14 protein-coding genes and 1 pseudogene are annotated in these 15420 nt (G+C 59.1%); 12 read left to right on the top strand and 3 right to left on the bottom strand.

Annotation, left to right across the window (positions count from 1 at the left end):
• Positions 1–9: 9 nt before the first annotated feature.
• The gene (locus L0U84_RS09085; RefSeq protein WP_233849355.1) at positions 10–1194 is read right to left on the bottom strand and encodes a CaiB/BaiF CoA transferase family protein; all 1185 of its coding nucleotides are present in this window, start codon (positions 1192–1194) and stop codon (positions 10–12) included.
• A gap of 20 nt (positions 1195–1214) precedes the next feature.
• Positions 1215–1979, bottom strand: a complete 765-nt coding sequence (locus L0U84_RS09080; protein WP_233849353.1) for an enoyl-CoA hydratase/isomerase family protein — start codon at positions 1977–1979, stop codon at positions 1215–1217.
• 328 nt (positions 1980–2307) lie between these two features.
• Here L0U84_RS09080 and L0U84_RS09075 point away from each other — a divergent pair, with 328 nt between their 5' ends.
• From L0U84_RS09075 to L0U84_RS09030, 10 genes are all read left to right on the top strand, one after another.
• The gene (locus L0U84_RS09075) at positions 2308–3258 is read left to right on the top strand and encodes a hydroxymethylglutaryl-CoA lyase (RefSeq protein ID WP_233849351.1); all 951 of its coding nucleotides are present in this window, start codon (positions 2308–2310) and stop codon (positions 3256–3258) included.
• Positions 3255–3641, top strand: a complete 387-nt coding sequence (locus tag L0U84_RS09070; protein ID WP_233849349.1) for a PaaI family thioesterase — start codon at positions 3255–3257, stop codon at positions 3639–3641. The genes L0U84_RS09075 and L0U84_RS09070 overlap by 4 nt, the downstream gene beginning before the upstream one ends.
• 16 nt (positions 3642–3657) lie before the next feature.
• A complete protein-coding gene (locus L0U84_RS09065; RefSeq protein WP_233849347.1) occupies positions 3658–5091 on the top strand; it encodes an NAD-dependent succinate-semialdehyde dehydrogenase in 1434 nt (477 codons plus the stop codon).
• Positions 5092–5565: 474 nt separating this feature from the next.
• Complete coding sequence (locus tag L0U84_RS09060; protein WP_233849346.1) at positions 5566–6924, top strand: aminotransferase; 1359 nt, start codon at positions 5566–5568, stop codon at positions 6922–6924.
• A gap of 68 nt (positions 6925–6992) precedes the next feature.
• Entirely contained in the window at positions 6993–8048 is a 1056-nt protein-coding gene (locus L0U84_RS09055; protein WP_233849345.1) for an ABC transporter substrate-binding protein, read from the top strand.
• Positions 8049–8089: 41 nt separating this feature from the next.
• Positions 8090–9154 (top strand): ABC transporter ATP-binding protein, encoded by a 1065-nt coding sequence (locus tag L0U84_RS09050; protein ID WP_233849344.1) that lies wholly within the window; start codon positions 8090–8092, stop codon positions 9152–9154.
• Positions 9155–9156: 2 nt separating this feature from the next.
• Positions 9157–10074, top strand: a complete 918-nt coding sequence (locus L0U84_RS09045) for an ABC transporter permease (RefSeq protein ID WP_233849343.1) — start codon at positions 9157–9159, stop codon at positions 10072–10074.
• A 1-nt stretch (position 10075) separates the two neighbouring features.
• Positions 10076–10894, top strand: a complete 819-nt coding sequence (locus tag L0U84_RS09040) for an ABC transporter permease (protein ID WP_233849342.1) — start codon at positions 10076–10078, stop codon at positions 10892–10894.
• Between the two features lie 91 nt (positions 10895–10985).
• Positions 10986–11588, top strand: a complete 603-nt coding sequence (locus tag L0U84_RS09035) for a MarR family winged helix-turn-helix transcriptional regulator (protein WP_233849341.1) — start codon at positions 10986–10988, stop codon at positions 11586–11588.
• A gap of 131 nt (positions 11589–11719) precedes the next feature.
• On the top strand, positions 11720–12922 hold the full coding sequence (locus tag L0U84_RS09030) for a porin (protein WP_442794029.1): 1203 nt from the start codon (positions 11720–11722) through the stop codon (positions 12920–12922).
• On the opposite strand, the gene L0U84_RS09025 is transcribed toward L0U84_RS09030, so the two are convergent.
• Complete coding sequence (locus tag L0U84_RS09025) at positions 12888–13373, bottom strand: hypothetical protein (RefSeq protein ID WP_233849339.1); 486 nt, start codon at positions 13371–13373, stop codon at positions 12888–12890. The genes L0U84_RS09030 and L0U84_RS09025 overlap by 35 nt on opposite strands.
• 759 nt (positions 13374–14132) lie before the next feature.
• On the opposite strand from L0U84_RS09025, the gene L0U84_RS09020 reads away from it, so the two are divergent.
• Together L0U84_RS09020 and L0U84_RS43985 are read left to right on the top strand one after the other, a co-directional pair.
• On the top strand, positions 14133–14429 hold the full coding sequence (locus L0U84_RS09020; protein WP_233849338.1) for a type II toxin-antitoxin system RelE/ParE family toxin: 297 nt from the start codon (positions 14133–14135) through the stop codon (positions 14427–14429).
• 1 nt (position 14430) lies between these two features.
• Positions 14431–14766, top strand: a pseudogene (locus L0U84_RS43985) (addiction module antidote protein); the annotation flags it as partial.
• Positions 14767–15420: the final 654 nt, after the last annotated feature.

Raw genomic sequence — 15420 nt, 5'->3', positions numbered from 1 at the left:
TGATGGGTATCAGATCGCGCCGTCGCGACGCAGCGCAGCGATATGTTGACTGTCGTAGCCGAGCCGCTCGCTCAGCACCTGGTCTGTATGTTCACCGAGCAACGGAGGGCGCAAGATCTGTGGATCGGCGAACCCGTCGAATTTGAACGGTAGCGGCAGCGCGCCGAAGGTGCCGACCGTTGGATGCTCGAATGAGCCAACCATGCCGCGCGCCTGCACGTGCGGATCTGCAAATACCTCGGCGACATCGTTGATTGGGCCAGCTGGTACACCCACAGCGTCGCACGCCGCGCATAGCGCCGCGCGCGACCAGCCGGAAATCGCGCTTGCAAGCGCGCTCATCACGCGTCCGCGATGCTCGACGCGTCCTGCATTCGTCACGAGGATGGGATCGGCTGCGAGCGACTCGAGCTTGAGCAGCTTGCACAGCGGCAGCCAGTGTTGATCGCTGCATGTGATGTGCACGAATGCGCCGTCGCTGCATGCGAAGGTTGCGGAAGGCACGCGGCCGGGATGTTCGGTACCCAGGCGCGGCGACACTTCACCCAGTGCGAAATACCGCCCCGCGGCAAGCGTGAGCAAACTCACCTGGCCGTCGAGCATCGAAAAGTCTATGTGGCAGCCCTTGCCGGTCAACGAACGGCCATTGAGTACTGACAGCAAACCGATGGCGATCCACAGGCCCGAAGTCAGATCTGCAATTGGCAAGCCCGGCTTGACGGGGCCGCCGCCGCGTTCACCCGTCAGACTCATCAGGCCACCCATAGCCTGAAACACGGTGTCGTAGCCTTTTCGTGCCGCATACGGACCAGTCTGGCCGAAGCCCGTGCATGAGACGTAGATGAGCCGTTCATTTTCCGCGCGTAAGGCTTCGTGGTCGAGCCCGTAGCGCTTGAGCGTGCCCACCGGAAAGTTTTCGATGACGATATCCGCACCCGCTGCGAGTTCGCGGACGATCCGCCGTCCCGCGTCAGTTTTCAGATTGGCCGTCACCGATTGCTTGCCGCGATTGCACGCGAAAAAGTATGCGGATTCGTCTCCGACTGGTGGTTCGAAGGTGCGCGTCTCGTCGCCCGTGCCGGGCTGCTCGATCTTGATGACGTTCGCGCCCAGTTCGGCAAGGATCATGTCGGCGAAGGGGCATGCAAGAACCCGTGCCAGTTCTATGACCGTGACGTTGGCAAGTGGCTTCATGGTTGATACCGGGGAGTCGTTCATTTGTCGTTCGTCCGCTCCTGACGGAAGCTGCGCATCATCATGTTGGTATCGAGCGATACATCAAGCGCCTGTTGCAAAGGAAGGTCTGCGACGCGATGGAACAACCGCTTGGTCGCGGCCATTGCCGGTCCATCGAAGGTCGCAAGCCGTTCCGCGATGGCAACGGCGGTATCCACCACCCTTTCGTCCGATACGACGCGATTCGCCAGTCCAAGGGACAGAGCGCGTGATGCCTCCACCGCTTCGCCGAGCGACACGAGCTCGAACGCCGTTTTGCGCCCCACTTGTCGCACCAGATTTGCCATGACGATGGCGGCGACGATGCCGTGCTTGAGTTCCGGATAGCCCAGTTGAAGGCTCTCGCCCGCCACCAGCATGTCGCAGGCCAGCGCCAGCCCTGCGCCGCCACCCATCGCATAGCCATGCGCCGCGGCTATCACTGGTGTTTCGATCTGCGAGAACAGGCGGTGCAGATTGGTCGTGAGATGTGCGCGTTCGAGCGCCGCTTGCGCCGCGTTCGCGGCATCGCCGTTATTGACGAAGCCGCCAAACTCGTTGATGTCAGCGCCAGCGCAGAACGCTTTTCCCGCCCCCGTGAGCACGATGGCTTTAACGCCGGGGTTGCGATCGGCGGCGTGCAACGCGTCGACCAGTCCTTGGGTAAGAGCGTTGTTGAGCGCATTACGCTTATCGGGGCGATTCATCGTGAGCACGCGCACTGAAGCACGGTCTTCGATGATGAGGGTGTCAGTTGAAGTCATGGGTAGTCGATCCAGAGCGCGATGAAGGATGCCGCGTTTGAGCGGCGCATGAGCGAAAGATTAGAACTGATGCGTGATGAAGTCAACTAAATTTATTTGATAAAAGCACGTAATTCTCGTCGATTGCCTCAGTGTTAACCCTGTGATTTGATCTCCTTGAAACGCTCCGTTGACATCGATGCATCGCATAAAACCCCGCGAATCTTGAGATTGGCGGAAAGCGCGGGTGGCGAGATGAGGTTCAGTAAAAGATGGAAGTTAGTTGACAGTGAATCACATAGGTGATTTGATGTGTTCGACAGTCAACCATTTTGGAATTACGCCAGCCATGTCCAACCTGACCCTCTGCGAATGCTTCGCGCGCGACGGATTGCAGCACGAGACCGATTTCATTCCGACCGAAAAAAAGGTCTCGCTCATAGACCGTTTCGCGCGCGCCGGCTTCGCGCGGGTTGAAGCCACGTCGTACTCGAATCCGTCGGTCGTACCGCAATTTGCTGATGCAACGGATGTACTGAGAACGCTTCCGCGCGTCGACGACGTGTTTTACAAGGCCACCTGTGCGAATGTGCGCGCGGTCGAGCGCGCGCTTGCCGATCTCGAGGCCGGTATCGGCGCGAATGAGATCAGCCTCCTCGTATCTGCAAGCGAAGCGCATTCCACGCGCAATCTCAAATCATCACGCGCGGAACAATGGGCACGCATCGAAGCAATGGTCAAAGCCGCAGAAGGCCGGTTTCGCCTGATCGGCACGATTTCGGTCGCGTTTGGTTGTCCGTTTGAGGGCGCGATCGACGAGGCCAGTGTGCTCGCAGATGTCGAACGCTTTAGCGCGCTCGGCGTGCGCCACGTCACGCTTGGCGACACCATCGGTGTGGCGACGCAAGCGTCCACCCAGCGTCTCTTTCGCGCGATGCTGCGTGCCTTTCCTGAGGTCGAGGCCATCGCGCATTTTCACGACACGCGCGGCACGGGGATCGTCAACTATCTGGCCGCGCTCGACGCGGGCGTGCGTCATTTCGATGTCGCGTTCGGCGGCGTCGGCGGACATCCGGCAAAGGTGAAATACGGGGGTGGAGTGACCGGCAACGTGTGCACCGAAGACTTCGTCAATGTGCTGGAAACGATGGGCGTCGATACAGGAATCGACCTCGCCGCGATGATGGACGCATCGATTGCGTGCGAGGAAACACTCGGACGAACGCTTGCGAGCCGCGTAGCGCGGACTGGACTCAATCCGATGCTCACGAATCAGGCTGTCGCGGCGAGCGCCACATGAGCACGCTCGTCATCGAATCAGAGTTTTGCATCGAGCAAGGTTTCGAGCTGATCGATCACGGTGATGGATGGGCGACGCTCGCGTGTGACGTCCAGACGAGGCACTCGAACCGGCACGGCAACGCGCACGGAGGCCTGCTTGCGACGCTGCTCGATACATCGATGGGTCTCGCCACGCGCAGCGACGGCCGTGTTGACAACCTCGGCACGGCAAGCCTGACTGTCAACTATCTGAAGCCGGCGCGTGGACGCATCGCAGTGCACGCGCAAGTGCGCCGATGTGGTCGCACGCTCGCATTCTGCGAAGCGGAAGCGCGCAATTCCGATGACGACGTTGTTGCTACAGCAAGCGCAGTCTTCGCGGTCTCCCTGACCGCGCAATAAACAGGAGAAGTAGTCCATGTACGCAGATGTCCAGCTCTTTATCGATGGCGAATGGAAAGCGGGCGCACAGGCGCGCACGATCGATGTCGTTAATCCCGCAACGGAAGAAGTGATCGGCACGGTGGCGCACGCTGAAGTCGCCGATCTCGAGGCGGCCGTCTCGGCTGCGCAAGCAGGCTTCGACACGTGGAAGCGCGTGAACGCGTATGACCGCGCGAACATCTTGCGCCGGGCGGCGAGTCTGCTGCGCGAACGATCAGAAAACATCGCACGCCTGATGACGATCGAACAGGGAAAGCCGCTCGCGGAAGCGAAGGGCGAGGTAATGTCCGCCGCCGACCTGATCGACTGGTTCGCTGACGAAGGGCGACGTGCATATGGTCGCATGGTGCCGTCGCGCATTCCGGGTTCATATCAACTGGTGATAAAGGAACCGGTCGGCCCGGTTGCCGCATTCTCGCCCTGGAACTTTCCGATCAATCAGGCCGTACGCAAACTGTCGGCGGCGCTGGCAGCGGGCTGTTCGATCATCGTGAAGGCCCCGGAGGAAACGCCCGCCGCGCCTGCCGCACTGATACGCGCATTCGCCGATGCGGGCGTACCGCGCGGCGTTATCAACCTTGTCTATGGCGTACCGGCCGAAATCTCTGAATACCTCGTGCCGCACCCGGCAATCCGCAAGATTTCGTTCACGGGCTCAACCCCGGTGGGCAAGCATCTCGCGGAGCTGGCGGGCCGTCACATGAAGAAGGCGACGATGGAACTTGGCGGCCACGGCCCAGTGCTCGTCTGCGAAGACGCCGACATCGACACGGCCGCCGCGCAACTAGGTGCTTTCAAACTGCGCAACGCAGGGCAGGTTTGCACATCACCCACGCGATTTCTGGTTGCGCGCGGTGTCTTCAAGCCATTCGTCGAGAAACTCGTTGCGGCGATGTCAAAAGTGCGCGTCGGCGACGGCCTTGCAGACGGCGTCACGATGGGGCCGCTTGCGAACGCACGCCGGCTACGTGCAATGCAAACCCTGGTGGACGATGCGCAAACATGCGGTGGCACGGTGCACATGGGCGGGAAGCGAATTGGCGAGCGCGGCTATTTCTTCGAGCCGACCGTCATCTGCGAAGTGCCGCATCACGCGCGCATCATGACCGAAGAGCCGTTTGGGCCAGTCGCCGTCGTTAACGCCTTCGATTCGCTCGACGAGATGATCGACGAAGCCAACCGCCTTCCGTACGGCCTGTGCGCATTCGCATACACGCGCTCAGCGAAACAGGCCCATCGCATCGCCGCGGAAGTCGAAACGGGCATGCTTACGATCAATCAGATCGCCATTGCGTTCCCCGAGGTGCCGTTCGGCGGCGTCAAGGACAGTGGCTACGGCAGCGAAGGCGGAGCGGAGGCCATCGATGCCTACCTCAATCTGAAGTACGTGTCGCAACTCGACATCTGATTGCGCCCTGCGCGCTCTGGCTCATTACCGGAGCGCAGCACACAAGACTAAAAAGCCAGAGACGCACCCGGTCGGGGCCATCGGGAAGCCTTGCGATCTCAGCCTGTTATACCGCCCGACGGTGTCTTCGCGGCTGGCATCTTGTTCATCCGAACATTCGATGCCCGTGCGCCTGCATGAGCCTGCTTTCGCTGCCTCGCACGGCCCCCGATTGCGGCCCAGTCCTTCTCGACGAAGGCCTTTCAAATATTTGTTGTGAAAATCAAGCAAATTAAATTGGGACCCGATGCGGCCGGCCTTGTCAGCCAGCCATCTGTGGCGGTCAGTACGGGTAAAGCCCTAGTAAAAAACTATCTCTGGCTGTTTGACATACGTGACATTGTCACTTACTCTTGATTCTAACGACGGTGCCTGAGCGGAGTCCTGAGAAACGCGGTGGCAACGGAAAACCCTCTTGAAATAAGGCAGAAAATCATGGATCAAACATCATTGCGCGAGCGGGATATCGCCTATCAAATCCACCCGCACACCAATTTTGGAGCGCACGAAAGCGCGGGTCCGATGGTGATCTCGCAGGGACGGGGTGTGTTCGTCACCGACAGCACTGGCAAGGAATATCTCGAAGGTATGTCAGGTCTGTGGTGTACGAATCTGGGCTTCAGCGAGCCACGTCTGGCCGAGGCCGCCGCGCGTCAGTTCGCACGTTTGCCGTACTACCAGAACTTCGCTAACAAAGCGACCGAGCCTGCCATCGAGCTCGCCGAAAATCTTATCCGTCATGCGCCAGCGCCGATGTCGAAAGTGCTGTTCCAGAGCTCCGGTTCGGAAGCGAACGACACCGCGATGAAGCTCGTGTGGTACTACCATCACGGCGTCGACAAGCCCGAGAAGCGCAAGATCATTAGCCGGCAGCGTTCATATCACGGTACGTCTGTGGCAACGGGCAGCTTGACCGGCCTGCCGCACATTCATCGCGACTTCAATCTGCCGATCCAGGGCGTCGTGCACGTAAGCTGCCCGCACTTCTATCGCACGTCAGTGCCGGGCGAAACCGAAGCGCAATTCACCGCGCGGCTAATCGCCGAACTCGAAGAGACGATTCTGCGCGAAGGGCCTGAGACGGTCGGCGCTTTCTTCGCCGAACCGGTGATGGGCACTGGTGGCGTAGTAGTGGCACCGCAGGGATATTTCGAAGGCGTGCAGGCGCTGCTGCGCAAATACGAAATTCTCTTCATCGTCGACGAAGTCATCTGCGGCATGGGCCGTACCGGACACTGGTGGGGATCGGAGGAATACGGGCTGCAGCCCGACATGCTGGTGAGCGCCAAGGGATTGTCGTCCGCGTATCTGCCGATCTCCGCGCTGATGATCAACGAAAAGGTTTATGGCGTGCTCAAGGAGCAGACAGCGAAGATCGGGCTTTTCGGGCACGGCTATACGTACGGCGGGCACCCGGTGTGTGCCGCGGTTGCCAACGAGGTGTTCAACATCTATCGCGAGCGTGATGTCATTGGTCACGCCAGGCGGGTGGGCGAGTACTTCCAGAGCAAGCTCCATGAGCGCGCAGAGCATCCACTGGTCGGCGAAGCACGCGGCCTCGGCCTGATGGGCGCCCTCGAAGTCGTCGCGGACAAGAAGACGCGCCAGCCATTCCCCGCTGATCGCAAGATGGCTGCAAGCGTCGCGCAGTTTGCTGTGGAGGCGCAACTCAACGTGCGTCCGCTCGGCGATTCTGTATGCATCGCTCCGCCGGTCATCATTACCGAGGCTGAGATCGACTTGCTGTTCGAGCGGCTCGACGTCGCGCTCGCGAAGGCGCTGAAGACAGCCTGAGTACAAGCGGATGCGCCGTGTGCGGCGCGAGAAGAGAATCAATCGTCAAGCGGGTTACAGGAGAAGTCATGAGCAAGTTCAGCATCGCGCCGCGCGCAAGTCTCACTGCAGCAGCGCTCGCACTCTGTGGATTCCATGCGGCACAGGCTGGCGCGGAAACCGTCACCTTCGCCGGGTACGGTGGCGACTATCAGAAGAACATCGTCAAGGCACTGATCAAGCCAGCCGCCGACAAGGAGAACCTTGATCTTCGCACCGAAAGTCACGACGGGCTTGCGACGGTACGCGTGCAGGTCGCGTCGGGCAGCCCCGCGTGGGACATCGTGCAACTGGGCGCGGAGGAGTGCGCGACCGGCAGCGCACAGAATCTCTTCGAGAAGCTTGACTACAAGCTGATCAACACTAACGGCATTCCCGCCGAAGCGCATGCCGAGGACTGGATCGCAAGCAACTACTACTCGGTAGTCCTCGCGTATCGCACGGATAAGTACAAGGACAATCCGCCAAAGACCTGGGCCGATTTCTGGGACGTAAAGAAGTTTCCCGGCAAGCGTTCGCTAGCACTTCAGCCGCAGGAGACGATGGAAGTCGCTCTGCTCGCCGACGGCGTGAGCCCGGATAAGCTCTATCCGCTCGATCAGAAGCGTGCGCTCAAAGCGCTCGAACGTATCAAGCCGAGCGTGAGCGCATGGTGGACGACAGGCGCGCAATCGGCGCAACTGCTGCGCGACGGTGAAGTGGACATGGAAGCCATCTGGGGAAGCCGCATCGCGCCGGTGCTCCAGTCGGGTGCGCCGGTCAATTTTACGTTCAATCAGGGTCTGCTCGCCTATGCGTGTCTCGCGATCCCGAAGGGCGCGAAACACGCGCAGGCAGCGCGCAAGCTGATCGCGGATGTGGTAACGCCCCAAATCCAGGCCAATATTCCCGAGGTGATGCCGTTTTACGGGCCGGTGAACAGCAAGGCCTTTGATGTGCGCAAGTTTTCGCCCGACGTGCTCGCGAAGGCAAATTCGTCGCCGCAGAACCGCAGTCAGCAGGTGCTGATGAATGGCGCATGGTGGGGCATGGATCAGAATCTCCAGAAGGGCAACGAGAGCCTGCGCGCGCTCATCAATCAGTGAGCGCGGAGCGCGGGCCCGAGGGATCAAGGAGGAGAACAGAAATGGCATCACAGGTTTCGATCAGAAACGTCTGCAAGAACTACGAGAGTTTTACTGCTCTGCAGGACGTGTCACTCGATATCAATCCGGGTGAATTCGTGACGTTGCTCGGTCCGTCGGGCTCAGGCAAGACCACGCTGCTCATGGTGCTCGCCGGCTTTGTGCGAGCAACTTCGGGAAGCGTCAAGGTGAACGGCAGCGAGCTGCTGCTTGCGCCGCCGCATAAGCGTGGTATTGGCATGGTGTTCCAGAACTACGCCCTCTTTCCGCATATGACGGTTGCGCAGAACGTTGCGTATCCGCTGCGCCTGCGCAAGGTGCCGCGCGAGGAGATTGCGGACAAAGTGCGTCAAGCGCTTTCTGTTGTTCGCCTTGACGAGCTCGGCGAACGCAACATCGCGCATCTGTCCGGCGGTCAGCGGCAGCGTGTGGCGCTTGCGCGGGCTATCGTGTTCGAGCCATCTATCATGCTGATGGATGAGCCGCTCTCGGCGCTCGACAAGCAATTACGCGAGCACATGCAGATTGAGATCCGTCGCCTGCATGATCGGCTTGGTATGACCACCATTTACGTGACGCACGATCAGACCGAGGCGCTCACCATGTCTGATCGCATTGCAATCATCAATAAGGGACGGCTTGCGCAGTTCGACACCCCCGAAACCATTTATGAGCGGCCATCGAGCAAGTTCGTGGCGGACTTCATTGGTGAGACGGCCTTCGTTCCACTCGAAGAAGCGCGCGGCGAATTCACCGCGTTCGGTAACCGTTTTCGCACAACGGGCACAGTGCCCGACGGCGCCGGCAAGCCGTGGCTCGCTCTGCGCCCGGATCGCGCGATCCTGCTCAAAGAACCCATCGACACGCTCAACTGCCTGCCCGGCGTCGTCCGCCAGCGCGTGTATCAGGGCGATTCCAATCTCTTCTATGTGGACCTTCCGCAAGGTCACGAAATCATGATTCGGCGAGGCACCGGCGGGGATGATGCACACGGTCCTGTGCTTGCGGAGGGCGACCACATTACGGTCGGTGTGCGCGCCGAAGACAGCGTGGTGGTGCGAGACTAATGATGAGACACGTATCCGTCCAAATGCCCGACGCCGCGATGCAGTCGGTGCTGCCGCAGAATCAGTCCGCACTCGCACGCGGTCTCGTGTTCGAGCAACTACGGCTTGGTGCGCTGATGGCGCCCGCGCTCGTGCTGGTCCTTGTTGTCCTGATCGCGCCCATCGCGTGGCTAGCCTGGCAGTCGATGTTCAATCTGAGCGGGGCGCTTTCATTCGAGAATTATGCGCGGCTCGCAACGCCGGTATATCGGAACGCGTTCATCTCGACCTTTCAGATGTCCGCGCTCGTCACCGTGCTGGCATTGCTGCTTGGCTACCCGCTCGCGTACATGCTGTCGCAACTTCCATCGCGTGTGGCGTCCGCGTGCATGGTGTTCGTGGTTTTGCCCTTCTGGACTTCGACGCTCGTACGCACTTATGCGTGGATGGTTCTTTTGCAACGCAACGGGCTTGTGAACACCTGGCTTGTCAACGCACATCTGATCGATCAGCCCTTGCAACTCGTGAACAACTTTACCGGCACTGCCATCGGCATGACGCATGTGATGCTGCCTTGTCTCGTGCTTCCGCTCTACAGCGCGATGAAGGCGATCGATCCGGTATATATGCGCGCTGCGGCCAATTGCGGCGCAAATCCGGTTCAGGCGTTCTGGCAGGCGTATTTCCCGATGACCTTGCCGGGCCTTTCAGCTGGGGTCGTGCTCGTATTCGTGCTGGCTCTGGGCTTCTATGTGACGCCGGCGCTGCTAGGCGGCGGACGCATCAACATGCTGTCCATGCAGATTCAGACCGATGTCGCGATGTCGGGTAACCCCGGGGCAGCGAGCGCGCTAGGCGTTGTTCTCGTGATTCTGACGATGATTGTTCTGGCAGCACTCGGTCGGATCTTCGGACTCGAGCGCATGTACGGAGGAAAGTGACATGTTCGGTTATGCAACGGATACTCAAATTACCCACGGACAACGCCTTTGGCTGTACGTATTCTGTGCGCTGGTGATGCTGTTCCTGATCGTGCCGTGCGCGATCGTCGTTCCGATGTCGTTCTCAAATGCGAGCTATCTGGAATTTCCACCGCGAGTGTGGGGCCTACGCTGGTATCACGCCTATTTTGAGTCGGCCGAGTGGCGCACCGCAACCGTCGTTTCTCTGCGCGTGGCGTTTTCCAGCACCGTGTTCGCGCTCATTCTGGGGACGGCAGCGGCGTATGCGTTGCGCGCTATTGAAAGCAGATGGACGCGCGTGCTGCGGACCTTTCTGATGCTGCCGATGATGGTTCCACTCATCCTTGTCGCGATTGGCACATTTTTCGTGTACGCGCGCGCCGGTCTGAACAACACGATAACGGGGCTCGTGATCGCGCATTGCATGCTTGCGCTGCCGTTCGTCATCATTTCCGTGAACAGCGGGCTGGAAACTTACGACGCGAATCAGGAACTAGTAGCACGTAGTCTCGGCGCTTCACGGCTCAAGGCATTCTGCACAGTGACATTGCCGCAGATCAAGCTGTCGATTTACGCGGGCGCTTTCTTCGCGTTCATGACATCGTTCGACGAAGTCGTGGTCGCGCTGTTCGTCTCTGGTGGCGACAATGCGACGCTCACGCGCCTCATGTTCGAAGATATCCGTGATCAGCTCGATCCCACTATCACTGCGATTTCGACGTTGCTGATCTCAATATCGGTAATCTCGCTGCTCGCCTTGCAATGGCTGGGTTCGCGGCGACGCGCGAGCCGCGCGTGACAGCATGACCAACCTGTCCTTCTGCTAAAATACGTGACGGTGTCATGTAAAATTGTAAAGTCAAAGCAAACGGACGGACTGGAGGTAAAACGTGGGTACGACGGCACGAAAAGTGAGAGACGCAGCGGATAGCCGGACAGTAAGCAGCGGGCAAGATAGCCGATCTTTTGGCGATTTGCGCGACCTTGTCTCGTTTCAGTTGCGGCAGCTCACCAACATTTACACCAAGGGTTCGTCGAGCGCGTATGAGCGCAGCTTCGACCTGACGATGAACGAGTGGCGCTGCATCGCGCTTTTGCACGGCAAGCGCGGTATGTCAATGAACCGCCTGGCTGAGCACGCACAGTTCGATCGCGGTCTTGCCAGTCGGACCGTTCGGGGACTCGAGGAGCGCGGTCTGCTCGCACGGGAAGCGGACGCCAAAGACGGCCGCGGCGTTGTCATCACGCTGACTGCGAAAGGCAAGGAACTCGTGTTGCAGGTGTTCCCGATTGCGGAGGAGCGCAATACGCGGCTCTTGTCTTGTCTGACGCGGGCCGAGCGTGAATTGTTGCCCGGCATTCTCGAAAAGCTTACACACCAGGCCCGCGCAATGCTCGATCAGGAGCGGGAGGAAGCCGAAGCACAAAGCGGTATCAGGTCCGATTCGCGCGATTCGCTGGATGCCGAAGAAAGCGATCGCTTGCCGGTTTAACGTCTCCTGGCGGTAGGCGGGGCGCTTTTCGTACCTTGCGCGCCCCGCGCAAAATCCGTAACGCGGTAACCCGTGCGCCTTGCAACTAGGTGCGTGGTTTGACACGTCCTTTAATAAGATCAGTATTACTAATTAATAAAGAAGTATCAACTTTGGAGATCTCAGTGAAAAAGTGGATGTTCGCGACAGGCTTGTCTGTCATGGCGATTGGCGCCGCACACGCCCAGAGCAGCGTTACGCTCTTTGGTCTGATCGATGAAGGATTTAACTATACAAACAACGTTGGCGGGCACCCGCTGTACGCATTGTCGAGCGGCGATGTGCAAGGCAGCCGCTGGGGAATGCGTGGCTCGGAAGATCTGGGCGGCGGCCTGGCGGCGATTTTCAAGCTGGAGTCCGGATTCAACGTCAACAACGGACGTCTGGGTCAGCAGGGTCGGGCGTTCGGCCGTCAGGCATACGTGGGCGTATCGAGCAACGACTACGGGACGCTGACACTCGGACGTCAGTATGATTCGGTGACAGACTATCTGGCCTCGCTCACCGCCAACGGAAGCTGGGGCGGCGGCATGTTCTCGCACCCCTACGACAACGACAACACCGACGACACCTTCCGCTTGAACAACGCGGTGAAGTACGCGAGCGTCAACTACAACGGCTTCTCGTTCGGCGGTATGTACGCGTTCAGCAACGACACGAACTTCGCACTTAATCGTGCTGTGAGTGCGGGTGCGCAGTACAGCAACGGGTCGCTGACGATTGCTGCCGCCTACCTCGACATCCTAAATCCCAATGCGAACGGCTCGGGCGCTGTATCGATCGGGCCAAACGGCAGCGGCGACGGCAGTTGGACAGCAGACCGCCAGCAAATCTGGGGAGGCGGGATCAACTATGTGGTCGGGTCCGCAACATTCGGTTTCGTCTATACGCGCACCAATCTGTCTCATCCGACCGACACGCAGTACGCAGCGCTCGCGCCCGCTACCGCGCTCGGTACAGCGTCGATGCTCAAGTTCAACAACTACGAGTTGAACCTCAAGTATCAGTTCACGCCAGCTTTTTTCGTCGGCGGTATGTACACCTACACGGAAATGACATACAGCGGCTCGACGGGCGGCACCGCCAAGCCGAAATATCATCAGTTCGGGCTGATGGCCGACTACAACCTCTCGAAGCGTACCGATCTGTATGCGCAGGCCGCGTATGTGCAGGTCGCGGATGCAGGCGCGGTGGCGGGTTCGGGACTCGAGGTGGCTTCGAATCCTGATACGGCTGGGCCGTCGTCGACGAATCGGCAGTTCATGGCACGTATTGCGATCCGGCATAAGTTCTGAGTGACGATCTAGCTCGCGGGCTTCGGCGGATTGAATTGCAGCAAGGTCCATATTGTCCCGCGAGTTGACTTGTCGCTTTTAATGCATTGATCCTCTGTTGAGTGTTGCGATCGAGCCGGTTGCCTCTTTTGCCCCAGATTGGGCCCCACTGATCTCCAGCTCGCTCTGTTTTTTCATGGCACGTGCGCCGCGCACGCGCCGGCATTTCCTTGGCATCAATGTCCTTCAGGTTAAAACCGTTCATCAATCCGGTCACCGCCAAGGGATCAATCGCCTCCAGAGTTTGCGACGACTTGAAAGACAATTGCCGCTCCCGTTTTCTTCTGCCTGCGGCGCCTCTGCAAACCGTGACACCACTGTCGTAAGCCACATGCGGATCATAGTTGTTCCAACACCACGACGAAGGCAACGCCTTCCACGCGCGGATGGTGATCCGCGCGTTTTGAAGCACCAGCAGTCTCTGCGAAAGGAGAGGGGTTCGAGTGACCGCAGCAAGCCAAGAGGAGACGGTGGGGCGAACGAAGTACGGATGTCAGCAAAGGGGTCGGGAAGACCCATTCGTCGATAGAGGGGGGGGAGAGTCGTCGGCACGGGTTTGCGAATGTCAGTGAAGCGACCTTCAGCCGCCGCACAGCCGTTGATCGCCGACCGTCGGCTCTGGCCGATGAAGGAGTATTCGTCTTTGATAATCCGATGGTCGGTTACCTAGCAAAGCTGACGCCTGAACGTCCGACCGAGGACTCATGCAAACGGAGGGTTTGGCCGATAAGCGGCGGGCAACCCCGGATGTGCTATGGCCGTTGGACTTTGGAACCGGCCGTAGTTTTCGCGGCGAGCCGAACGCCGGCATCGGGGGCGTCAAGAGTCGGGGAAAGGAAGGCTGGTCAACGCCGGGGCAGTTGAACGTGAGCGATGGGATTCGCACGGACGTGGGTGGCATGCGGGCGTGGTGGCTACATTGCGGCAAAACAGTGTATGCGGTATTGTGCGTTCGCTTGCTACTAGAATGTACTTGATTAGTAGAAAATACTCCAACAGAGGGCGGGTGAGGGCGATTTTTTCAGTGCGCCTCTGGTGACGGTATACTTGACGGTATCCGGTCTACCACCATCAAGAAAATCCTTTAAATTCAGTGATCTTTAAAGGCAAAAGATAATAGAGTGGGGATGATCTGTTGATATATTGTAACCCATGAGTTACAATAATTGACATGACAAAGCTGATCATCACGCCCGAATTCGACGCTTGGCTTTCCCGCGTGCGTGATCGCCAAGCTGCAACGGCGATCACTGGCCGGCTCAAGCGGGCGGCGTTAGGCAACCTTGGATATTGGCGAGCGGTCGGCGGCGGCGTTTCGGAGATGAAGATCGACGTAGGCAAGGGCTATCGAATTTATTTCACGCAGCGCGGCGATGTGGTTGTGATCATCTTGTGCGGTGGCGACAAGTCCTCGCAGTCCGAAGACATCAAACGCGCGAAGGCCATCGCGAAAGAGTTGGAGGATTGAGATGAAAGTAAGTGAGTTGATGGAGTTCGACGCGTCGAAGTACCTGAAGGACGAGACTGATTTCCGCCTGTACCTTGCGCAAGCATTTGAGGGCGGCGATCCGGTCGAGATTCAGGCGGCACTTGGCGACGTAGCAAAGGCGCGGGGCATGACGGCACTTGCGCGCGAGTCGGGGATTGCGCGTGAGGCGCTGTACCGGGCGCTTTCCAACAAGGGCAATGCCGAATTCGCGACGATCATGAAGGTGATTGCTGCGATGGGCCTGCACCTGACGCTGACGAAGCCCGATGAAGATCTGAAGCCGAAGGTCAAGACAAAGAGAGCAGCGAAACCCGTCGCGGCGAAGAAGGCCGCGGCAGTCGCGAAGCATGGCGTCCTCACGGCGACGAAGGCTCATTCCGATGTTGCGGCCGGAAAGACCATCAAAGGCCGAAGCCGAGCCAGCCGCGCGCACGCCCACGTCTGAAGCGCAATCGGCCACGGTCCACGCAGCCCGCGATCAGCCGACCTCCGCATCGCGGGCCCTTTTATGCGAACGTCCAGCAATGCATTGGAACGCGAATACCAAAATCGAACTGGGATGCCTATCGCTCCACGTGAGACTGGTGGCTTTCTCCCACGCTGCCGTTTTCTTGCCAGCGTTTCGTTTGACATAAAAGATATGATCGACGTTTAATTCGCAATCCTATGTTTACCAAGCCGAAGAGATTTCAATTTGTGCAGGAGGCTGCTGCACAAATTCTGGATTCGGCCATGCCTTCAGTTTGCGCGGTGACAGTTTGCGCAAGGCGTGGAGGGCGGGCTTGCGCTGGATCAGTGTGGCGACACGCTCTTCAAGTTTCTGATGATCGAAACGTCGAAGGGGAAGATTGCCTGTCTCACGAGGCCACGATGAAGCGTCTCGAATTGACGATTGGTGACCTGCCCAAGGTGTTGGATGCCGTGGACATGGAGGCGACTGGTCGCTGGAGGAGCCTGAGCAGGCGTCAAC

Source organism: Paraburkholderia sp. HD33-4 (assembly GCF_021390635.1).
GTDB lineage: Bacteria > Pseudomonadota > Gammaproteobacteria > Burkholderiales > Burkholderiaceae > Paraburkholderia.
Note: the sequence above shows the minus strand (reverse complement) of the source record. Positions and strands in the feature narration are given on the sequence as shown.